This window comes from Exiguobacterium sp. s26 (assembly GCF_018618235.1).
GTDB lineage: Bacteria > Bacillota > Bacilli > Exiguobacteriales > Exiguobacteriaceae > Exiguobacterium > Exiguobacterium chiriqhucha.
Genome location: NZ_JACSLS010000002.1, coordinates 134,742 through 155,441, shown reverse-complemented (window position 1 = coordinate 155,441; position 20,700 = coordinate 134,742). Strand labels below are relative to the sequence as shown.

The window sequence follows — 20,700 nt, the reverse complement described above, 5'->3', positions numbered from 1 at the left end:
CAATAAGTTCAAACGGACAGAGGAGTGAGGCAAGTTGAAAGAAGTGTTCAGTTGGCTTAAGGCGATCGTCGTTGCGCTCGTCATCGCGTTCGTGATCCGGACGTTCATCTTTGTACCTGTTATCGTCGAAGGAGAGTCGATGATGCCGACGCTCCAAAATGCCGATCGCATGATCGTCAGCAAAATCTCGAACTACGTCGGTGAGCTCGACCGGGGCGATATTATCGTCTTCCACGCGACGGAATCGAAAGACTATATCAAACGCGTCATCGCTATTCCTGGCGACACGCTCGAATATCGGGACGACACGCTTTATTTGAACGATGAGGCGGTCGAAGAACCGTATTTAGAGGATTTCCAGGCACAGATGAACGGCTTTCCTCTTACCGAAAACTTTACGCTCGAACAAGTGACGGGCGAGACGGTCGTACCTGAAGGCTCGTACTTCGTCATGGGTGACAATCGTCAAAACTCGAAAGACAGCCGTGAAATCGGCTTTGTCCCGAAAGAGGACGTCGTCGGCAAAACGAACTTCGTGTTCTGGCCGCTCGGTGATTTCGGGACCGTACAAGAATAAGGTGGTGTTTGTTTGGCAATTCAATGGTTCCCTGGCCACATGGCCAAGGCACGAAGACAAGTAACAGAAAAGTTAAAGCTCATCGATGTCGTCATCGAACTCGTCGATGCACGTGTTCCACAATCGAGCCGTAACCCGATGGTCGATGAGATCACGGAAGGCAAACCGCGTCTCATCGTCTTGAATAAAGCCGATATGGCCGATCCGGTCGTCACTGACGCCTGGCTCCGCGCCTTGAAGCGCGATGACATCGAGGTCGTCGCCGTCGACGCGAAACATAGCAAAGGCTTGAAACAGCTCATGTCGGGCGCCGAGAAGCTCATGCAAGAGAAGCATGACCGCATGCGTGAGAAAGGCCGGAATCCCGGCCCGATCCGCGCGCTCATCATCGGCATCCCGAACGTCGGCAAGTCGACGCTCATCAACCGTCTCGCCGGACGTAACATCGCTGTCACCGGCGACCGTCCGGGTGTCACGAAGCGTCAGCAATGGATCAAGATGAAAGGCGGCGAGATGGAATTGCTCGATACGCCAGGGATTCTTTGGCCGAAGTTCGAGGATCAGATGGTCGGCTATCGCTTGGCGGCGACCGGTGCCATCAAAGATGATATCTTGAACCTTGATGATATCGCGCTCTATACGGCCCGCGAGCTATCGGCCCGCTATCCGGACCAGTTGAAAGAGCGATTCAAAATCGATCAACTGCCGGAAGATGCCGTCGAACTGCTCGAATTGATCGGGAAGAAACGTGGACTCGTCAGCGGTGGTTACGTCGATTTCGAGAAAGCGAGCGAATTACTATTGAACGAACTGCGTCATGAGAAAATCGGACGCGTCTCCCTCGAGACGCCGGCCGACCATGACATGGCGTGAAGTCCTGTGCAAACAGGGCTTTTTTGAATAGGAGGAACGGAATGACGATTCAAGCGATTAAACAACGGCTACAGACGGTCCGATATGAAGAGTGGGAGCAGGTACGGGCCGAGTTGAAAGACGACCCGCGGACAGGCGTCCAGACGCTCATCCGGCAACGGGAGCGGCAGTTCGCACAAGAACATGCCCTCCGTGCCGACTATACGGCCCGTCAGGCGTTCGAAGACGCTTGGAAGGCCCAAGGGTTCCGTCTCATCGGCGGCGTCGACGAGGTCGGTCGAGGGCCGCTCGCGGGACCAGTCGTCGCGGCGGCCGTCATCTTGCCGGAAGGGTTTTATCATCCCGGCCTGAACGATTCGAAAAAGATGTCGAAACGGGCGCGGGAACTGGCATACCGCATCCTCATGGACGAGGCATCGGTCGGTGTCGGCATCGTCGACGCTGACGTGATCGACCAGGTCAATATTTATGAGGCGACGAAACTGGCGATGGTGGAAGCGGTCCGGCAGCTCGGAACGGTCGATGCGCTGTTGATTGACGCGATGCGCCTCGACCTCGACATCCCGCAGCAGTCGCTCATCAAAGGGGATGCCCGGAGTGTCTCGATTGCGGCAGCGAGCGTCGTCGCCAAAGTCGTTCGCGACAACATGATGGAGGATTACGCTATTCTCTATCCCGGGTACGGGTTCGAACGGAATGCGGGTTATGGCACGAAAGACCATTTGACCGGCCTCGCGGAACACGGCATCACACCGATTCACCGGAAGTCGTTCGCACCGATTAAACAGATGTAGGAGGGGAAACGATGCGCATCGATCACCAAGGCGTCCTGCCGTTCAAGGTCACCGAACAAAATTCACGGCAACTGCTCGTCGGCAATACAGTCGTCGGCCGGGTGCTCCAACTGTTGCCGGGAGGCGAGGCGGTCATGCAGCTGCCGCAAGGCATGTTCCGGGTCGGGGTGAACGCCGACGTCAAAGAGAACGTGACGTACAAGATGGTCGTCACCGAGCTCGAACCGAAACTCGTCTTGAAGGTCGTGCCGCAACAAATCGAGGCGCAGCAGGCCCAACGGTCACCGCTCGCCCAGCTCGGCAGCGAGCTCGGGCGCCTGGCTCGCCAACCACTCGCTACGCCCGAGCCGCTCCAGGCGCAAGGCCGGCAGCTGCTCGAGAGCGGGGCCGGTGCTGACGTGAAGCAACTCGTTGGCGAGCTGTTCAAAGCGAAAGGCGACCCGAAGTTCGAACAGTTCGTCCGGGCCCAGGAGACGTTCAACGCCGTGCAGACCCCGCCGTTCGTCGTTCAAGCATTTCACATACCGCATTTAGGGCCGTTTGAACAAGTGCGGTTCCGTCTCGAGGCGCCGAAAGGCGAGGTCATCGACTCCGACCACGCCCGTATCGTTCTATTCCTCGAGACCCCGAAGTATGGAGAGACGGGCATCGATTTGCTCGTCCAGAAGCGGCACGTGTCGGTTAAAGTGTTCAACGAGCAACATGACTTGAGTCCGTTCGTCAACGCCTACGAGCCGTTGCTCGGTCGGGCACTCGAAGCGAGCGGCTATGAGCTGTCCCGCTTCTCGTTCGAAGCAAAGCGTGAAACGGTGCCGGACACGTTCGCCCCACTCGGAAAGGTGGACCAACGCGTATGACCGATCGCAAACAAGCCATCGCCTTGTCCTATGAGCAATCGATGGAGTCACCGCGCGTCGTCGCCAAAGGGGGCGGACTCGTCGCCGAGCGCATGCTCGCGCTCGCGCAAGCGAACGGTGTGCCGATTCATGAGGACCCGGCCTTACTGTCACTCTTGTCCGCGCTACAGATTGAAGAGCAGATTCCAGACGACCTGTACCAGGTCATCGCCGAGCTTTTCGTGTTTCTTTATCAGATGGAACAAGGAAAAATCGAGGATGTCTAGGGGTAGATGTGAAAAAAAGATGAAAACTTAAAGCAAGAACGATAGACAGCGCTTTCAGTTTTTCGTTACAATAGACGTGCCGATATTAAAGGGGACTAAGGGGGAAACGAAATGAATATCCATGAGTATCAGGCGAAAGAATTGCTTCGGGCGTTTGGAGTGGCCGTACCTACGGGCTATCCAGCGTTCACGGTTGAAGAAGCAGTCTCAGCCGCCGCCAAGCTAGACGGTGAACTAAAAGTTGTCAAAGCTCAGATTCACGCAGGAGGCCGCGGTAAAGCCGGCGGTGTCAAACTTGCGAAGTCAGATGAAGAAGTCAAACAGTACGCGTCAGAGATTCTCGGCAAGACGCTCGTCACGCATCAGACTGGACCAGAAGGAAAAGTCGTGCAACGCCTTTACATTGAAGAAGGCTCTGCCATTGACCAAGAATTTTACTTAGGACTTGTGCTTGACCGTTCGATCGGCCGAATTGTCATCATGGGTTCATCAGAAGGCGGTATGGACATCGAGGAAGTCGCTGAACATACACCTGAAAAGATTCATAAAGAAGTCGTCGACCCAGTCGTCGGACTCCGTTCGTTCCAAGCACGCCGTCTCGCGTTCAAGATGGAAGTGCCGACCAAACTCGTCAACAAATTCAGCGACATGGTCATGAAATTGTATAAAGTGTACGTCGAGACAGATTGCACGATCGCGGAAATCAACCCGCTCGTCACGACGAAAGACGGCAACGTCATCGCACTCGATGCGAAGCTCAACTTCGACAGCAACGCGCTTTATCGTCATAAAGACATCGTCGACCTTCGCGACACGACAGAAGAAGATCCGCGTGAAGTCGAGGCGTCAAAACACGACCTTAGCTATATCGCGCTCGACGGCAACATCGGTTGCCTCGTTAACGGGGCTGGCTTGGCCATGGCGACGATGGATATCATCAAGCATTACGGCGCCGAACCCGCTAACTTCCTCGATGTAGGCGGCGGTGCAACGAAAGAAAAAGTAACGGAAGCGTTCAAATTGATTTTGTCAGACGACCAAGTCAAAGGAATCTTCGTTAACATCTTTGGTGGCATCATGAAGTGTGACATCATTGCTGAAGGTATCGTCGCGGCGACGAAAGAAATCGGTCTCGATTTGCCACTCGTCGTCCGGTTAGAAGGCACGAACGTGGATGCGGGACGACGCATTCTCGATGAATCTGGACTTGCGATCACTTCGGCGAGCTCGATGGCTGACGGTGCAGAAAAAATCGCGGCACTCGTTCGATAAGGGGGAAACGACATGAGTATTTGGGCGAATCAAGATACAAAAGTAATCATTCAAGGGATCACGGGGAAACAAGGTCTGTTCCACGGCGAACAGATGCTGGCATATAACACGAAATTGGTCGGAGGGGTGACACCTGGTAAAGGTGGCACGACCGTCCTTGACGGCGTACCGGTCTTCAACACCGTATCCGAGGCAGTCGAAGCGACTGGCGCGAACGCGTCAATCATCTACGTGCCACCTGCGTTCGCAGCCGATTCGATTATGGAAGCGGCCGATAGCGGCATCGAGTTGATCATCTGTATCACAGAAGGTATCCCGGTCATCGACATGATTCAAGTGAAGCGTTACCTCGAGGACAAACCGGCCCGTCTCATCGGACCGAACTGCCCGGGGATCATCACGCCAGGGGAAGCGAAACTTGGCATCATGCCAGGCTATATCCACACGAAAGGCCACGTCGGCATCGTCTCGCGCTCAGGGACGCTCACATACGAAGCGGTCCATCAGTTGACGACTGCCGGAATCGGACAATCGACAGCTGTCGGGATCGGTGGAGACCCGGTCAACGGAACGAACTTCATCGACACGCTCCAAGCGTTCAATGAAGACGAGGACACGAAAGCGGTCATCATGATCGGTGAAATCGGTGGAACGGCTGAAGAAGAAGCTGCTGAATGGGTGAAAGCGAACATGACGAAACCGGTCATCGGTTTCATCGGTGGACAAACAGCCCCTGAAGGCAAGCGGATGGGCCATGCCGGCGCCATCATCTCAGGCGGAAAAGGTACAGCTGCTGAGAAAATCAAGACGTTGAACGCCAACGGGATTGAAGTCGCCGAGACGCCTGCCGTCATCGGAGAGACGCTCATCCGGGTGTTGAAACAACAAGGTTTGTATGAAGCTTGCGTGACGGGTCAACCGACAACGTAAACCATTCGGAATGAGGGATGCGCGGCATCCCTCATTTTTTTAGAGGAGATTGTGATGAATCAAACAATCGCTCGATTCGCAGCCGAACGGTTGCCGGTCGAGTTCGTCCATCATTACTTGTCGCACGCGCATATGAACATGCAGCAGTTCCATCCGAGCGTCCGAAGCAAAGCAGAACGGGCGCTTCGTTCCACGGTCACGTACGACCGTTTTTTGACGTGGGAGGATGAATTGTTCCCGTCCGCGCTGCTCCATATTCCGAATCCGCCATATTGTTTGTTTTATCGAGGTGATTTAGAGGTACTACATCAACAAACGACCGCATTGGTCGGAAGCCGTGAATTGAATCGTATCAGCCGACGACTCGTCGAACATTTCCGTCCTTTAATAGAAGAAACTGTCTCCGTCTCGGGTGGGGCGCTCGGCATCGACGGTCTCGTCCATGAGCTGTCGCTCGATCATGACCGGCCGACCATCGCCATCCTCGGAGCGGGCTTTTCGCACTTGTATCCACAGGTCCATTCGCCCTTGTTCGAGCGGATTTCGCGACACGGGTTACTCCTCACGGAATACACACCGGAAACACCTGTCAAAAAATTTCAATTTTTAGAACGAAATCGTCTCGTCAGCGGACTTGCCGATCGTCTCGTCGTCATCCAGGCTCGTCAAAAGAGCGGGACGATGAACACGGTCGGACATGCCCTCGAGCAAGGAAAGACGGTATTCGCGGTGCCTGGAAGCCCGCTCGATCCGCTCGCGGCTGGTCCGAATCAATTGATTGAAGACGGGGCGATTCCATTGACGACTGCCGATCAAATTCTAACATGTTCAAGGATTGGACGTTGACAAACCATCGACAACATGAATATTATGGTAGGGATTTAAATGACCTCTAAAAGGGGAGCAGATGTATGGCAAAATACTTGGTGATCGTCGAATCACCCGCGAAAGCGAAAACAATTAAACGTTATTTAGGATCGAATTACACGGTCAAGGCATCTATGGGTCACGTCATCGATTTACCGAAGAGTCAACTCGGTGTCGACGTGGAACATGACTTCGAACCGAAGTACATCACGATCCGTGGCAAAGGCCCAGTTTTGAAAGAATTGAAGACGGCAGCCAAAAAAGCGACGAAAATCTTTCTCGCGGCTGACCCGGATCGCGAAGGGGAAGCGATTGCTTGGCATTTAGCACGTGCCCTCGGTGTCGACGAAACGACGGAATGTCGCGTCGTCTTTAACGAGATCACGAAAGATGCGATTAAAGAGTCGTTCAAACACCCGCGTAAAATCAACCATGATCTCGTCGACGCCCAGCAGGCGCGTCGAATTTTGGACCGTCTCGTCGGATACGGGATGAGCCCATTACTATGGAAGAAAGTCAAAAAAGGATTATCGGCCGGACGCGTTCAATCCGTGGCCGTTAAAATGATTATCGACCGGGAGCGGGAGATCAATGCCTTCGACCCAGAAGAGTATTGGACCATCAAACTCACCCTCAACCATGAAGGCGAATCGTTCGAGACTTCGTTTTATGGTAAAGACGGGAAAAAAATGGAGCTCAAGAGCGAGGCAGATGCCGACGCGGTGCTCAAAGCGATTGACGACTCATTCAAAGTCATCGACGTCACGAAGAAAGAGCGGAAGCGCAACGCGTCGCTCCCGTTCACGACGAGCTCGCTACAGCAAGATGCGGCTCGTAAATTGAACTTCCGTGCCAAGAAGACGATGATGCTCGCGCAACAGCTATACGAAGGGATCGACCTCGGGAAGAAAGAAGGCACCGTCGGTTTGATCACGTATATGCGTACCGACTCGACGCGTATCTCAGATTTGGCGAAAGCGGAAGCGAAAGAGTATATCGAATCCACATTCGGAGAAGAGTACGTCGCGTTGCAGAAGCAAAAAGAGAAGAAAGCCGCGAACGCCCAGGACGCACACGAAGCGATTCGTCCGACTTCGGCGTTACGCGACCCGGCCTCGGTGAAAGCGTACTTGTCGCGTGACCAGCTCCGCTTGTACAAGTTGATTTGGGAGCGCCTCGTCGCGAGCCAAATGGCGCCGGCCATCCTCGACACGGTGAAAATCGACGTCGAGTCGAACGGCATGATTTTCCGTGCCAACGGGTCGACCGTCAAATTCCCTGGTTTCATGAAAGTGTATATCGAATCGAAAGATGAAGATATCGAAGACACGAACCCGGAGAAAGAAGGGTTGCTCCCACCGCTCGAAGTGGATGACCTCGTCAAGTTCGAGTCAATCGAACCGAAGCAGCACTTCACACAGCCGCCGCCACGTTACAGTGAGGCGCGTCTCGTTCGGGCGATGGAAGAACTCGGAATCGGTCGTCCGTCGACGTATGCACCGACGCTCGATACGATTCAAAAACGCGGATATGTCGTCCTTGAAGAGAAGAAGTTCGTCCCGACAGAACTTGGCGAACTCGTCATCGAGATGATCGATGAGTACTTCAACGACTTTATCACCGTCCAGTTCACGGCCGACATGGAGACGCTCCTCGACTCGATTGAGAACGAGGAAGTCGAATGGACGGAAGTCGTCGCTCCAATCTATCGCAGTTTCGAGAAACGTCTGAAACGAGCCGAGTCAGAGATTGAGAAAATCGAAGTGAAAGATGAACCGGCCGGCATCGACTGCGAAGTGTGCGGTTCGCCGATGGTCATCAAGATGGGCCGTTACGGGAAATTCATGGCATGCTCGAACTTCCCGAACTGTACGAACACGAAACCGGTACAAGTCGAAATTGGCGTCCCATGTCCGAGCTGCAAAGACGGACAAGTCGTCGAACGACGCAGTAAGAAGGGTCGTCTGTTCTACGGTTGCTCGAACTATCCAGACTGTGAGTTCGTCTCATGGGACAAGCCGGTCGCGAAACCGTGTCCGGAATGTGGTAAGATGATGGTCGAGAAAAAAATTAAAGACGGTGTGAAATATCAATGTACGAACTGTACCCATGCCGAGGTACATCAGTTAGAGGAGGATTAACTTTGCAGCAACGTGTAACTGTGATCGGAGCGGGCCTCGCCGGCTCCGAGGCGGCTTGGCAACTCGCGAAACGCGGAATTCAAGTCGATTTGTATGAAATGAGACCGGTCCGAAAAACACCGGCACACCATACGGACCAATTCGCTGAACTGGTCTGCTCGAACTCGCTTCGAGCGAACGGGCTACAAAACGCGGTCGGCGTCTTGAAAGAAGAGATGCGCACGCTCGACTCGCTCATCTTGAAAGCGGCCGACACGGCAAGTGTACCGGCCGGCGGCGCTCTCGCCGTCGACCGTCATGACTTCGCCGGATTCGTGACGGACACGTTGAAGAACCATCCGAACGTGACCGTGCACAACGAAGAGATCACGGCGATTCCGGACGGGATCGTCATCATGGCGACCGGTCCGCTCACGTCACCGGACCTCTCGGCTTCGCTCAAAGCGTTCACAGGTGAAGATTACCTTTACTTCTACGACGCCGCGGCGCCGATTTTGGACGGCGAGACAATCGACCGGGACAAGGTCTACTTGAAATCACGTTACGACAAAGGTGAGGCGGCGTACCTCAACTGTCCGATGACGGAAGAAGAGTTCGACTTGTTCTACGACGAGCTCGTCAAAGCAGAGGTCGTCCCGCTCAAAGAGTTCGAGAAAGAGATTTACTTCGAAGGCTGCATGCCGTTTGAAGTTCTCGCCCAACGCGGCAAGAAGACGCTCTTGTTCGGACCGATGAAACCGGTCGGCCTCGAAGACCCGAAGACGGGCAAACGTCCGCACGCGGTCGTGCAGTTACGGCAAGATAACTCGGCCGGCACGCTGTTCAACTTGGTCGGTTTTCAAACCCATCTCAAATGGGGCGAACAGAAACGGATCCTTCAACTCATCCCGGGTCTCGAGAACGCTGAAATCGTGCGCTACGGTGTCATGCACCGGAACACGTTCATCAACTCACCGAGCCTGTTGAAACCGACGTATCAGGCGCGGACACGCGACACGTTGTTCTTCGCCGGGCAGATGACCGGTGTGGAAGGGTACGTCGAATCGGCGGCGTCAGGACTTCTCGCTGGGATTAACGCAGCGAAACTGATTGCCGGTGAAGACCTCGTCGTCTTGCCACGCGAGACGATGCTCGGTTCGATGGCGCACTATATCACGACGACGGACGGCAAGCACTTCCAACCGATGAACGCAAACTTCGGTCTCGTGCCGTCGCTCGAGGATGCACCGCAGAAGATGAAGAAACAAGAACGGTACGAACGTTACGCGAACCGTGCCCTTGAAACGATTCAGCAATATAAAGAGATTTAAGGGAAAGGAGCCATTTTTTGGCTCCTTTTTTGTGAATTTAAATTTCAATTGTGTAATTTGTACAACACTTTGAAAATTTTCAGATTATTGAGGGGCTATCTATTGTCACCTCTGACGGGGTATGCTATGCTAATTTCGATTTGACGAGAACATGCGTTTTTAAGTTGAAAACGAGGGGGCGAGAGAATGGGATTCGGTGACGATCAACAGTCATTTTTGCGCTATTGCCAAGTCGAACGCCGGCTGTCTCCTCACACGAAACGCTCTTACGAGCAGACGCTCGACCAGTACGCCGCTTATTGCCAATCGACACATCAAGATTCGTATGATGTGCAGTCGGCGCGGCGTTATTTATATGCCCTTTATGAGACCGACAGCGCCACGACGACGGTCGCCCAAAAAGTATCGTGCCTCAAGCAATTCGGGAAATTTGTGGCACGTGAGACGGGTGTCGAGCCTCTGTTCCACGGACTAACGTCTCCGAAACGGCGCAAGACGCTGCCGACGTTCGCCGTGCCTAGCGAAGTCGAACAGCTCATCGCGACCGCGGACGGACAAGATGATCCGTTCCTGCGGGCCCGTGACGTCGCCATCGTCGAGATGTTGTACGGGACGGGCATGCGCGTCGCCGAGTTGTGCGGGATGGACGTGTCGTCCTACGATGCCGACCTCGCCTTCGTGCATGTCGTCGGGAAAGGGAAGAAAGAACGCTACATCCCAATCGGACAGTTCGCCATCGCGGCGCTCGATCGTTACCTCGACGTGCGCCAAACATGCGCTTCCCCCCAAGAAACGGCATTATTCCTCAGTCAAAAAGGGAATCGAGTGACAACAGACCAAATTCGCTACGTCATGAAGCGTCTGAGGAAGCAAGGCGGCCTGCATAAGCCGTTGACGCCTCACTCGCTCCGTCATAGTTTTGCGACGGACCTGCTCGAGCGCGGGGCTGACCTCCGTGCCGTCCAAGAGTTGCTCGGTCACGAGTCACTCTCGACGACGGGTCGTTACACTCACGTCTCGACGGAGCGCTTGCGAGCGGTCTATCAAGCCACACATCCGAGAAAGTAGGAGGTCATCAGATGTTTCACGCAACCACGATTTTCGCAGTCCGCCACAACGGGCATGGTGCCATGAGCGGGGATGGACAAGTCACGTTCGGAAACGCCGTCATCATGAAAAACAAGGCCAAAAAAGTACGACGTCTCTACGGCGGTAAAGTCGTCGCCGGGTTCGCCGGAAGCGTGGCCGACGCATTCACGCTCTTCGAGAAGTTTGAATCGAAGCTAGAGATGTACAACGGGAACTTGCCGCGTGCGGCCGTCGAGCTGGCTAAAGAGTGGCGCGGGGATAAGATGCTCCGTCAACTCGAAGCGCTTTTGATCGTCATGGACCGTGAGCACCTACTGCTCGTGTCTGGGAACGGCGAAGTGATCGAACCGGATGATGGCATTTTAGCGATCGGTTCGGGCGGGAACTATGCGCTCGCTGCCGGGCGCGCCCTCGTACGCCATTCGCCTGAGAAATCAGCGGAAGACATAGCCCGCGCCGCTCTCGAGATTGCCGGAGAGTTGTGCGTCTATACAAACGACCAAGTCATCGTAGAAACGATCGGAGGCGATTCTGAATGAAACGTGAACTGACACCACGCCAAATCGTAGCGGAACTAGACCGCTTCGTCATCGGACAAAAGGATGCCAAGCGCGCCGTCGCGATCGCACTCCGCAACCGTTATCGTCGCCAAAAATTGAGTGCCGACCTGCGTGATGAAGTGACACCGAAGAACATCTTGATGATCGGCCCGACCGGTGTCGGGAAGACGGAAATCGCACGCCGCTTGGCCAAACTCGTTGGCGCGCCGTTCGTCAAAGTCGAGGCTACCAAATTCACTGAAGTCGGCTACGTCGGCCGCGATGTCGAATCGATGGTCCGTGACCTTGTCGAGGCGTCGGTCCGTCTCGTGAAGGAAGAGAAGAAAGAAGGCGTGAAAGAGCAAGCGGAAGTCGCTGCGACTGAACGCATCCTTGACGCTTTGCAAGGCAAGGCCAAAGTCGAACCGACCGCATCGAACCCGTTCGAGGCGTTGTTCGGCGGCCAAGCTCAAAAGACCGAAGAGCCGACTAACACGCAGTCGTCCGACCGCGCACAGTTGCGTCGCTTGCTCGAGCTCGGTGAACTCGAAGAACGATTAATCGAGGTCAATCTCGAAGAAAAGCAGACCGTCGACTTGTTCCAAGGACAAGGCATGGAAGGTTTATCGAACTTGCAGGACATGCTCGGTCAAATCGTGCCGAAGAAACGGAAGAAACGCAAGTTGCCGGTCCGCGAAGCACGTCCGCTCATCGTCGCCGAGGAAGCGGAGAGTTTGCTCGATATGAACGAAGTTCATGACGAGGCCGTGCGCCGTAGTGAGCAGATGGGCATCATCTTCGTCGATGAGATCGACAAGATTGCAACGAAGTCGCAAGATCATGCCGGTGTCTCACGAGAGGGAGTCCAACGTGACATCTTGCCAATCGTCGAAGGATCGACCGTCGTCACGAAGTATGGACCGGTCAAGACGGACCACGTGCTCTTTATCGCCGCCGGAGCATTCCATATGGCGAAGCCGTCCGACTTGATTCCTGAGCTCCAAGGACGTTTCCCGATTCGCGTTGAACTGAGCAGCCTGACCGAAGAGGACTTCGTCAAGATTTTGACGGAGCCGTCCCAGGCGCTCATCAAGCAGTACACGGCACTCCTCGAGTCGGAGGAGATTAGCGTCGAGTTCACGCATCCAGCCATCGAAGAGATTGCGCGCATCGCGACGCACGTCAACCGAGAGACGGATGACATCGGGGCCCGCCGTCTGTATACGATTATGGAGCGCGTCCTCGAGGACTTGTCGTTCGAGGCGGCCGACATGCCGCAAACGCATGTTCAAATCACACCGGCCTATGTGAAAGAGAAAGTCGGCTCGATTGCGGAAGATCGAGACCTTAGCCAATTTATACTATAAGATTCTGTATGCACATACAGGGAGGAAAATAAGAATTATGAACTTACTAGACAAAACACGCCAATTGAACACGATGCTTCAACAAGAGGCAAGCGCGCACGTAGACTTTAAAGAAATGGCGGATAAGATGCGCGAAGTACTCGAAGCAAACACGTTCATCGTCAGTCGTCGGGGCCGTTTGCTCGGCTTTGCCATCAAACAACAAATCGAGAACGAACGCATGAAGGCGTTCTTGGTCGACCGTCAATTCCCGGAGCCATACGCCTCAAACTTGTTCAACGTCAAAGAGACGACGGAAAATATCGGCATCGACAGTGAGTATACGGCGTTCCCGGTCGAGAACCGTGAGTTGTTCCTCGACTCGATGACGACGATCGTTCCAATCATCGGTGGTGGCGAGCGTCTCGGTACACTCGTGCTCGGTCGGCTCAACAACGAGTTCACGGAAGATGACCTCGTCTTGGCCGAATATAGCGCGACCGTCGTAGGGATGGAGATTCTTCGTGAGAAAGCGGCCGAAGCGGAGGCGTCAGCCCGTAAAAAAGCGGTCGTCCAAATGGCGATCAACTCGCTCTCGTATTCTGAGCTTGAAGCGATCGAGCACATCTTCGAAGAGCTTGGTGGCAACGAAGGTTTACTAGTTGCTTCCAAAATTGCCGACCGTGTGGGAATCACTCGTTCGGTCATCGTTAACGCACTCCGTAAATTGGAAAGTGCGGGTGTCATCGAGTCACGTTCTCTCGGTATGAAAGGAACGTATATTAAGATACTGAATGACAACTTCTTGTTCGAATTACAAAAGTTGAAATCGAATTGAAATAAACTAGATTCAACTGACGAATACTAGAAAGTCTTTCGAATTAGGACTTTAGACTTACAAAGTCGCTCCCGACGTAATGGGAGCGACTTTTTTTAGTGCAAAAGTAATTATTTTCAGAATTCGTCGTAAATTCGACAAAAACAGAAGACAGCATTTACCTGTTTTAATAAAAATATCTTTCAACACTGTTACAGATTTGTTTCAATGAAATAGTGGATTTTCCAAATAAGGTATATACATGCATTCTTTTAGTGAAAGCGAGTGAAACGCATGAACTGGATCGGTAGCGACTATCAATTAATGAAGCAAGCGATCAATCATTCGGTCGTAAATCAAAAAGTCATCAGCCATAACCTATCGAATATCGATACCCCGAACTTCCGGGCGAAGCAGGCCGTGTTTGAACAGACGCTGAACAACGAGATGCGTCTCAAGCTGGCAGGCGGTCGTCCGAGTGAGCGCTCGGCGACGACGATCACGGACCGGGCCGGAGGCGCGATGCGAAGTGACGGCAATAACGTTGATCTCGATTACGAGATGAGCGAGTTGGCACGGAACCAGCTTCAATACGAAGCGATGATGGAACAGTTGAACCGCCGGCTCGGCGGACTCAAAACCGTCATTAGAGGAGGGCGTTGACGATGGGCATGTTTGATAGTTTTCATATCTCGGCGACGGCACTGACGTCGCAACGGTTACGGATGGACACGGTGTCCGCGAACATCGCGAATGCCCAGACGACACGCGGCAAGTTAGTCGACGGGGAGTGGCAACCGTACACGCGAAAGATGACCGTGATGCAGGAAGCACCGTTTCGCCAACAGCTGTCCGCTGTCAGCGGCGGGGTCGAAGTCTCACAGATTGTGGAAGATGAGAGCCCGTACAAGCTCGTCTATGACCCGAGCCATCCTGATTCGGATGACCGGGGCTATGTCCAGATGCCAAACGTCGACCTGTTGAAAGAAATGGTCGATTTGATGGGAGCGACACGGTCGTACGAGGCGAACATCGCCGCGATGAACGCCACGAAGGCGATGCTCGTCAAAGCGATGGAAATTGGTAAAGGATAAGGAGTGATCGAGGATGCAGATTAACCCCATTCAATTGATTGGCACACAACCCACAGTCGCGCCGGCCGTGAAAGAGACGCCATCCCAGTTCGGAACGTATTTGAACGAGGCGATGCGCTCATTAAATGACGTCCAACAAGCGACGAGCTCGGCCCGAGCCGATCTCGCCGTCGGGAAAGCCGATTTACATCAAGTCATGATTCAAAGCGAAGAGTCATCGATTGCGATGCAACTCGCCATAGAGGTGCGGAACAAAGCGGTCGAGGCCTATCAAGAAATGATGCGAATGCAAGTTTAAAGTAGAGGATGACGAGTAGCGATGAATGAAAAGTTAAAAGAACGATTCGGTTCACTGACCGGTTCGCTTCAAACGATGAAAACGAACCGAAAAATCATTTGGGGTCTCGTCATCGTCGGCGTGATTCTTGTCGCGGTGCTCTTGACCGTCTGGCTGTCGCGCCCGAACATGGCCCCGCTCTATACGAACCTGTCCGCTCAAGAGGCGGGCGAGGTGACGGAACAGTTGACGGCCGACGGAGTAAAGGCTGAGATTAAAGCGACTTCGAACGGTGTCAGTGTATACGTACCGAGTGAGCAAGTCGACCAACTGAAAGTCAGTCTGGCGGCAGCAGGCATCCCGAAGTCGGGTGCAATCGATTATAGCTTCTTTAGCGAGAACGCTGGCTTCGGAACGACGGACCGTGAGATGGCCGTCATCGAACGGAGCGCGATGCAGACCGAGCTCGAACGGTTGATCACGCAAATCGAAGGAATCAACCAGGCGAAAGTCATCATCTCGATTCCAGAGAAATCGGTCTTCTTGGCCGAAGATCAAGGTGAACCGACGGCCTCCATCGTCTTAAATTTAGGAGCTGGTACGAATCTCGAGCCGGCGACGGTGAAAGGGCTCTATCATTTAATCAGTAAGAGCGTACCGAACTTGAAACCTGAAAACATATCGGTCATGGACCAATATTTCACGTATTACGATTTAGACCAGACGACGACGGCCGGTGGATCATCGACCGACCCGCTCGTCTTGAAACGCCAAGTCGAGAAAGATGTCCGTCAACAGATTCAACAAATGTTGTCGGTGTTGCTCGGCGAACGAAGTGTGCTCGTCTCGGTCACAGCCGATATCGACACGACGCAAGCGACTGAAGAGCAAAACCTCGTGACACCTGTCAATGAGGACAGCATGGAAGGCATCGTCACTTCGGCCGAGCGGATTGCTGAAGCGTATACAGGCGGAACCGGCGCAGCGACTGCTGCCGGGACGGCCGAGAACGATACGGTCAATTTCCCGGCCGCCACGGGCACCGGGGAAGAAGAGAGCGAAAAGAATCATGAAATCATCAATTATGAAGTCAACCGAATCACGAAACAGATTCAGAACGCACCGTACTCGATTCGTGACCTCGGCGTCCAATTGATCGTCGAACCACCGAACGGGGCGACGACAATCGACCCTCAACTCGAGGGTGACCTCGAGACGATGATGTACTCGATTATCCGGACGTCACTCGCCAAGACCGGAGAGGCACTCACTGAGGCGGAACTTGAACAGAAAGTCGTCGTCGTCTCACGTCCGTTCGCAGAAACGGAAGAAGCGGCCGTGGTCGAACAACCGACCCAATGGTGGATGTATGCCGCCGCAGCCGGTGCCGTCGTCTTGCTCGCGCTCTTGTTCTTCGCGATGCGCAAGCGCAACCGCGAACCAGTCGCCGAGTCGAACGAGTGGGAAGTCCCATATGAAGACGAAGTGCCGGACCTCGACCTCGAAGAACGGGGCGAAGGGGCCGTCAAGAAGAAACAGTTGGAGAAATTGGCAGAGAGCAACCCTGAAGAGTTCGCCAAACTTCTCCGTACATGGATGTCTGAGGAGTGAGTACTGTGAATTACGCCAAACAACCGAACCGAGAAAAAGCGGCCATGCTCATGATCTCGCTTGGACCTGAAGTGGCAGCGAGCGTCTACAAGCATCTGTCCGAAGAAGAGATGGAGCAATTGACGCTACAAATTTCGGCGTTGAAAAAAGTATCATCCGAACAAAAAGAAGCCATCATGGGCGAGTTCCACGAGCTCGCCATGGCGCAGAGCTATATCACGCAAGGGGGCATCGGATTCGCGAAAACGGTGCTCGAGAAAGCGGTCGGAGAAGAGAAGGCGATGGCCCTCATCCACCGCCTCACCTCGACGCTTCAAGTCCGACCGTTCGAGTTCGCCCGCAAGGCCGACCCGAAACAGCTGTTGAACTTTATCCAAAACGAGCATCCGCAAACGATCGCCTTGATTTTGGCGCATCTCGAACCGGTCAAGTCAGGACAAATTTTGTCTGAGCTCCCGCCTGAGATTCAGTCGGAAGTCGCCAAGCGGATCGCGACGATGGACCGACTCAACCCGGACGTGATTCATGAGATTGAACAGATTCTCGAGAAGAACTTGTCCCAAACGGATATGCAAGATTATGCCCAGTCTGGTGGCATCGAGGCGGTCGTCGAAGTGCTCAACGGCGTCGACCGTACGACCGAGCGCACGATTCTCGATGCGCTTGAAATCGAAGACCCGGAATTGGCCGAAGAAATCAAAAAACGGATGTTCGTCTTCGAGGATATCGTTACACTCGATTCACGGGCGATTCAGCGGATTATCCGCGAAGTGGCGAACGACGATCTCTTGCTCGCCCTCAAAGTCTCGTCCGACGAAGTCAAACAGATCATCTTCAAAAACATGTCGCAACGAATGGTCGAAACGTTCAAAGAAGACATGGAATTCATGGGGCCTGTCCGGTTGCGTGACGTCGAAGAGGCACAAAGCCGTATCGTCGGCATCATCCGTCGCCTAGAAGACGTCGGAGAAATCGTGATTAGCCGCGGTGGAGGAGATGACATCGTTGTCTAACGTAATCAAACGCCACTATGCGACACCACTCGAGCCGCAACGGATTGATTCAAAGCCGTTCCTCGAGCCGGTGAGTATGCTACACCAGGATGAAGAGCGGGAGCGGTTGGCCCAAACGCGTGCGCAACTAGACGAGCAAGCAGCCACACTCGAAGCGCGCCGCACGGCGATGGAACAAGAACTCGCCGACTTACGGGAAGAAGTGCTCGTGTCGGCTAGACAAGAAGGCTACGACGCAGGCTTTGACCAAGGAAGACGGGACGGCAAGGCCGAGTATGAGGAATTGACGACCCGCTTAAACACGGTCAGCGTCGAACTCGAGCAGTTGTTTGACACGAAATGGCGGGACGCCGAGCAACAGCTCGTCGCCCTCGCCGTCGAGGTCAGCGCTCGCGTGACGACAGAACTCGTCCGAAACGATGAGGCGTTGTTCGCCGATCGTGTCCGTGAACAGTTGCTCCGTCAACTCGATGCGGAATCATTGACGGTGTACGTCCATCCAACGCGACTCGCCTCGATTCAACGCTTTGAAGCGGACTGGGTCATCCCAGACGGCCCGGGCATCAAATACCGGGCGGATGCAGGCTTGGATGAGACGAGCGTAAGGATTGAGACCCCGCATCACGGGGATGAGCTCGATTTGAGCTATAGCTTTGATCGCGTACGTTCCAAAATCGAGGAGGTCCTGGCCGATGGCGCTTATTGACCGCGTGCTCGAGTCGATTGTGTCCTCGCCCGATGACGAGTACGTCCGAAAAGTCGGACGCGTCTGTCGGGTCGTCGGTCTGATGATCGAGTCGAATGGACCGAGTGCTTTTATCGGAGAACGTTGTTTGATCGAGCTACCATCCGGTCAACACGTCGAAGCCGAAGTTGTCGGATTCAATGAGGCACGCGTCCTCCTCATGCCTTACGGCGAAACGACCCAAATCGCACCGGGATGTATGGTCAAAGGGACAGGCCGGATGCTTCAAGTGCCGGTCGGCGACGAGTTGATTGGCCAAGTGCTCGACGGTCTCGGCCGTCCTTTGTCCGGTGAGGGTGCAATGCCTGGCGCACGTTACGACGTGCTTCGTAAGCCGCCGAACCCGCTTGAGCGGCCCCGCATTTTAGACGTCCTCTCGACAGGCGTTCGCGTCATCGACGGTCTCTTGACGGTCGGGAAAGGACAGCGGGTCGGATTGTTCGCAGGTTCCGGCGTCGGGAAGTCAACATTGCTCGGCATGATCGCCAAACGATCATCGGCCGACATCAACGTCATCGCCTTAATCGGAGAGCGTGGCCGAGAAGTGAAAGAGTTCATCGAGAAAGAACTCGGACCAGAAGGGATGGCCCGCTCGGTCGTCATCGTGGCGACGAGCGACCAACCTCCGCTCGTGCGGTTGAAAGGAGCTTATACGGCGACAGCCATCGCCGAATACTTCCGCGACCAAGGCAAAGAAGTCGTCCTCATGATGGATTCGGTGACCCGGTTCGCCATGGCGCAACGGGAAATCGGACTCGCAACAGGGGAACCACCGACGTCTAAAGGGTATACGCCTTCCGTCTTCGCGATGTTGCCGCAACTGTTAGAACGAAGCGGGACCGCCGTGACAGGATCGATTACGGCGTTCTATACCGTCCTCGTCGACGGGGACGATATGAACGAGCCGATTGCGGATGCGGTGCGCGGGATTTTAGACGGACACTTCGTCATGGACCGCTCGCTCGCGAACCGTGGGCAGTTCCCGGCGATACACGTCTTGAAGTCGATCAGCCGCGTCATGAACCAAATTGCCACGCCGATGCATCGGGAGGTCGCGCAGACGTTCCGGGGGTGGCTGGCCACGTATTTGGATGCCGAAGACTTAATCAATATAGGTGCTTATAAAAAAGGGACGAACCCGGCCATCGATACCGCCATCGAGCAGTATCCGAACTTGTTGACGTTTTTAAAGCAATCCATCGAAGAAGAGGCCCCGCTCGAGGAATCGTTAGAGCGCCTGGCCCAAATCGTGCGAGGTGAACGATGAACAGATTATTGTTAGAGCGCATCATGCCGATCGCAGAACACGAGAAAGAAGAGTCGGCGACGGAGATGAGACAACATAAAGCGCGGTTCGAGACAGAGATGGAGACGCTGTATCGGCTCGTGTTGACGTACGAGTCGCTCATGAAGAGTCAAGACGAACAAGCTGGCGTCATTGATTTGCTCATGTCGCAATACCGTGAACAGACACGCGAACGGTTGAAACGCCAAATCGAGACACAACAACTCGTCGTCCAGCAGGCGCGTAACCGCTACCATTTGTCGCAGGAACGTCTGCTCGGAAAAGTCGTCGAGGAAAAGAAATATGTAACGTTGCATGAAAAAGTCAGTCAAGATGAAGTGGCCGCGACAAAGCTCATCGAACAGCATTTCATCGATGAGTTGGCAGTGATTCATCACGGGAAAGGGAAGTAAACCGATGGAAAAAGACAACACGAAGCGAGGCAGACAGCTATTGGTCGCGCTCGTTCTCGTCCCGGCCATCTTTCTACTCGTTGGAGGGATTGTCGTCATGAACTATGCGATGGACCGTCCGTTGTTATCGGTCCCGTTTCTAGAGACCGGTTCAAAACAAGAGCCGGAAGAAAAAGTGAAGACGAACGTGAACGTGACCGGTGTGGATACTGATGCCGCGAATCGCTTGAAAGTGGCGAATGCCGAGATTGAGAAGCTTCGGGCCGATAACGCCGAGTTGACGAACGAAGTGAAGGCTAGACAAGAAGAAGTCTCGAAGTTGATTCAGGAACGTGACCGACTCGTCGCGGAATTGGCGACGGCCAGTGCGGTCGAAGAAGAAACCTCGGACGTGTCTCGTGTCTATGAGGAGATGTCAGCGAAACAAGCCGCTGCCATCATGAACGAACTCGAGAGTCCGCAAGTGGCGAACCTATTGAAGGAATTGTCGCCGAAGCAACAAGCCGACATATTGGGACGGATGGATGCCCAACAGGCCGCCGTCGTCACCCAGTTGCTCCAGTGACTGGAAAGGAGGACATGAT

The 20,700-nt window shown here is 54.1% G+C and carries 23 protein-coding genes; all 23 read left to right on the top strand.

Annotation, left to right across the window (positions count from 1 at the left end):
* The first annotated feature begins 34 nt into the window (after positions 1 to 34).
* Positions 35 to 577 (top strand): signal peptidase I, encoded by a 543-nt coding sequence (gene lepB / locus KNP82_RS03240; RefSeq protein WP_021067102.1) that lies wholly within the window; start codon positions 35 to 37, stop codon positions 575 to 577.
* A 12-nt stretch (positions 578 to 589) separates the two neighbouring features.
* Entirely contained in the window at positions 590 to 1,450 is an 861-nt protein-coding gene (gene ylqF / locus KNP82_RS03235) for a ribosome biogenesis GTPase YlqF (RefSeq protein WP_021067103.1), read from the top strand.
* A 41-nt stretch (positions 1,451 to 1,491) separates the two neighbouring features.
* Positions 1,492 to 2,244 (top strand): ribonuclease HII, encoded by a 753-nt coding sequence (locus KNP82_RS03230; RefSeq protein WP_214713797.1) that lies wholly within the window; start codon positions 1,492 to 1,494, stop codon positions 2,242 to 2,244.
* An 11-nt stretch (positions 2,245 to 2,255) separates the two neighbouring features.
* Positions 2,256 to 3,101 carry a hypothetical protein gene (locus KNP82_RS03225; protein WP_214713795.1) on the top strand — a complete coding sequence of 282 codons (846 nt, stop codon included), beginning with the start codon at positions 2,256 to 2,258 and terminating at the stop codon, positions 3,099 to 3,101.
* Positions 3,098 to 3,367: an EscU/YscU/HrcU family type III secretion system export apparatus switch protein gene (locus tag KNP82_RS03220; protein ID WP_021067106.1), complete on the top strand. Its 270-nt coding sequence runs from the start codon at positions 3,098 to 3,100 to the stop codon at positions 3,365 to 3,367. The genes KNP82_RS03225 and KNP82_RS03220 overlap by 4 nt, the downstream gene beginning before the upstream one ends.
* Positions 3,368 to 3,478: 111 nt before the next feature.
* Positions 3,479 to 4,639, top strand: a complete 1,161-nt coding sequence (sucC, locus tag KNP82_RS03215; protein ID WP_029595707.1) for an ADP-forming succinate--CoA ligase subunit beta — start codon at positions 3,479 to 3,481, stop codon at positions 4,637 to 4,639.
* 12 nt (positions 4,640 to 4,651) lie between these two features.
* Positions 4,652 to 5,569: a succinate--CoA ligase subunit alpha gene (gene sucD / locus KNP82_RS03210; RefSeq protein WP_021067108.1), complete on the top strand. Its 918-nt coding sequence runs from the start codon at positions 4,652 to 4,654 to the stop codon at positions 5,567 to 5,569.
* Between the two features lie 54 nt (positions 5,570 to 5,623).
* Positions 5,624 to 6,415: a DNA-processing protein DprA gene (dprA, locus tag KNP82_RS03205; RefSeq protein WP_021067109.1), complete on the top strand. Its 792-nt coding sequence runs from the start codon at positions 5,624 to 5,626 to the stop codon at positions 6,413 to 6,415.
* 65 nt (positions 6,416 to 6,480) lie between these two features.
* The gene (gene topA, locus KNP82_RS03200) at positions 6,481 to 8,577 is read left to right on the top strand and encodes a type I DNA topoisomerase (RefSeq protein WP_214827016.1); all 2,097 of its coding nucleotides are present in this window, start codon (positions 6,481 to 6,483) and stop codon (positions 8,575 to 8,577) included.
* A gap of 2 nt (positions 8,578 to 8,579) precedes the next feature.
* A complete protein-coding gene (trmFO, locus tag KNP82_RS03195) occupies positions 8,580 to 9,887 on the top strand; it encodes an FADH(2)-oxidizing methylenetetrahydrofolate--tRNA-(uracil(54)-C(5))-methyltransferase TrmFO (RefSeq protein ID WP_021067111.1) in 1,308 nt (435 codons plus the stop codon).
* 186 nt (positions 9,888 to 10,073) lie between these two features.
* Positions 10,074 to 10,955 (top strand): tyrosine-type recombinase/integrase, encoded by an 882-nt coding sequence (locus tag KNP82_RS03190; RefSeq protein ID WP_214827013.1) that lies wholly within the window; start codon positions 10,074 to 10,076, stop codon positions 10,953 to 10,955.
* 11 nt (positions 10,956 to 10,966) lie between these two features.
* Entirely contained in the window at positions 10,967 to 11,515 is a 549-nt protein-coding gene (gene hslV, locus KNP82_RS03185; RefSeq protein WP_021067113.1) for an ATP-dependent protease subunit HslV, read from the top strand.
* Positions 11,512 to 12,882: an ATP-dependent protease ATPase subunit HslU gene (gene hslU / locus KNP82_RS03180; RefSeq protein ID WP_029595703.1), complete on the top strand. Its 1,371-nt coding sequence runs from the start codon at positions 11,512 to 11,514 to the stop codon at positions 12,880 to 12,882. Before hslV ends, hslU begins: the two co-directional genes overlap by 4 nt.
* A gap of 37 nt (positions 12,883 to 12,919) precedes the next feature.
* A complete protein-coding gene (gene codY, locus KNP82_RS03175) occupies positions 12,920 to 13,699 on the top strand; it encodes a GTP-sensing pleiotropic transcriptional regulator CodY (protein ID WP_016508279.1) in 780 nt (259 codons plus the stop codon).
* Positions 13,700 to 13,972: 273 nt separating this feature from the next.
* Positions 13,973 to 14,341, top strand: a complete 369-nt coding sequence (flgB, locus tag KNP82_RS03170) for a flagellar basal body rod protein FlgB (protein WP_021067115.1) — start codon at positions 13,973 to 13,975, stop codon at positions 14,339 to 14,341.
* Between the two features lie 2 nt (positions 14,342 to 14,343).
* Positions 14,344 to 14,772: a flagellar basal body rod protein FlgC gene (gene flgC / locus KNP82_RS03165; RefSeq protein WP_021067116.1), complete on the top strand. Its 429-nt coding sequence runs from the start codon at positions 14,344 to 14,346 to the stop codon at positions 14,770 to 14,772.
* Positions 14,773 to 14,785: 13 nt separating this feature from the next.
* Complete coding sequence (gene fliE, locus KNP82_RS03160) at positions 14,786 to 15,070, top strand: flagellar hook-basal body complex protein FliE (RefSeq protein WP_021067117.1); 285 nt, start codon at positions 14,786 to 14,788, stop codon at positions 15,068 to 15,070.
* 21 nt (positions 15,071 to 15,091) lie between these two features.
* Complete coding sequence (gene fliF, locus KNP82_RS03155; RefSeq protein ID WP_214827010.1) at positions 15,092 to 16,660, top strand: flagellar basal-body MS-ring/collar protein FliF; 1,569 nt, start codon at positions 15,092 to 15,094, stop codon at positions 16,658 to 16,660.
* Positions 16,661 to 16,665: 5 nt separating this feature from the next.
* Positions 16,666 to 17,673, top strand: coding sequence for a flagellar motor switch protein FliG (gene fliG, locus KNP82_RS03150; RefSeq protein WP_021067119.1), 1,008 nt, complete (start codon positions 16,666 to 16,668; stop codon positions 17,671 to 17,673).
* Positions 17,657 to 18,379: a FliH/SctL family protein gene (locus KNP82_RS03145; RefSeq protein WP_214800875.1), complete on the top strand. Its 723-nt coding sequence runs from the start codon at positions 17,657 to 17,659 to the stop codon at positions 18,377 to 18,379. The genes fliG and KNP82_RS03145 overlap by 17 nt, the downstream gene beginning before the upstream one ends.
* Positions 18,366 to 19,685 carry a flagellar protein export ATPase FliI gene (gene fliI / locus KNP82_RS03140; protein WP_021067121.1) on the top strand — a complete coding sequence of 440 codons (1,320 nt, stop codon included), beginning with the start codon at positions 18,366 to 18,368 and terminating at the stop codon, positions 19,683 to 19,685. The genes KNP82_RS03145 and fliI overlap by 14 nt, the downstream gene beginning before the upstream one ends.
* The gene (locus tag KNP82_RS03135) at positions 19,682 to 20,116 is read left to right on the top strand and encodes a flagellar FliJ family protein (RefSeq protein WP_021067122.1); all 435 of its coding nucleotides are present in this window, start codon (positions 19,682 to 19,684) and stop codon (positions 20,114 to 20,116) included. Before fliI ends, KNP82_RS03135 begins: the two co-directional genes overlap by 4 nt.
* 4 nt (positions 20,117 to 20,120) lie before the next feature.
* Positions 20,121 to 20,681, top strand: a complete 561-nt coding sequence (locus tag KNP82_RS03130; RefSeq protein WP_021067123.1) for a MotE family protein — start codon at positions 20,121 to 20,123, stop codon at positions 20,679 to 20,681.
* Positions 20,682 to 20,700 lie beyond the last annotated feature (19 nt).

Excerpts from the sequence above, each read along its gene's own strand:
- KNP82_RS03230 (WP_214713797.1), top strand. The coding sequence starts at position 1,492 with ATGACGATTCAAGCGATTAAACAACGGCTACAGACGGTCCGATATGAA.
- KNP82_RS03225 (WP_214713795.1), top strand. The coding sequence starts at position 2,256 with ATGCGCATCGATCACCAAGGCGTCCTGCCGTTCAAGGTCACCGAACAA.
- KNP82_RS03220 (WP_021067106.1), top strand. The coding sequence starts at position 3,098 with ATGACCGATCGCAAACAAGCCATCGCCTTGTCCTATGAGCAATCGATG.
- sucC (WP_029595707.1), top strand. The coding sequence starts at position 3,479 with ATGAATATCCATGAGTATCAGGCGAAAGAATTGCTTCGGGCGTTTGGA.
- sucD (WP_021067108.1), top strand. The coding sequence starts at position 4,652 with ATGAGTATTTGGGCGAATCAAGATACAAAAGTAATCATTCAAGGGATC.
- dprA (WP_021067109.1), top strand. The coding sequence starts at position 5,624 with ATGAATCAAACAATCGCTCGATTCGCAGCCGAACGGTTGCCGGTCGAG.
- topA (WP_214827016.1), top strand. The coding sequence starts at position 6,481 with ATGGCAAAATACTTGGTGATCGTCGAATCACCCGCGAAAGCGAAAACA.
- KNP82_RS03190 (WP_214827013.1), top strand. The coding sequence starts at position 10,074 with ATGGGATTCGGTGACGATCAACAGTCATTTTTGCGCTATTGCCAAGTC.
- hslV (WP_021067113.1), top strand. The coding sequence starts at position 10,967 with ATGTTTCACGCAACCACGATTTTCGCAGTCCGCCACAACGGGCATGGT.
- hslU (WP_029595703.1), top strand. The coding sequence starts at position 11,512 with ATGAAACGTGAACTGACACCACGCCAAATCGTAGCGGAACTAGACCGC.
- codY (WP_016508279.1), top strand. The coding sequence starts at position 12,920 with ATGAACTTACTAGACAAAACACGCCAATTGAACACGATGCTTCAACAA.
- flgB (WP_021067115.1), top strand. The coding sequence starts at position 13,973 with ATGAACTGGATCGGTAGCGACTATCAATTAATGAAGCAAGCGATCAAT.
- flgC (WP_021067116.1), top strand. The coding sequence starts at position 14,344 with ATGGGCATGTTTGATAGTTTTCATATCTCGGCGACGGCACTGACGTCG.
- fliE (WP_021067117.1), top strand. The coding sequence starts at position 14,786 with ATGCAGATTAACCCCATTCAATTGATTGGCACACAACCCACAGTCGCG.
- fliF (WP_214827010.1), top strand. The coding sequence starts at position 15,092 with ATGAATGAAAAGTTAAAAGAACGATTCGGTTCACTGACCGGTTCGCTT.
- KNP82_RS03145 (WP_214800875.1), top strand. The coding sequence starts at position 17,657 with ATGACATCGTTGTCTAACGTAATCAAACGCCACTATGCGACACCACTC.
- fliI (WP_021067121.1), top strand. The coding sequence starts at position 18,366 with ATGGCGCTTATTGACCGCGTGCTCGAGTCGATTGTGTCCTCGCCCGAT.
- KNP82_RS03135 (WP_021067122.1), top strand. The coding sequence starts at position 19,682 with ATGAACAGATTATTGTTAGAGCGCATCATGCCGATCGCAGAACACGAG.
- KNP82_RS03130 (WP_021067123.1), top strand. The coding sequence starts at position 20,121 with ATGGAAAAAGACAACACGAAGCGAGGCAGACAGCTATTGGTCGCGCTC.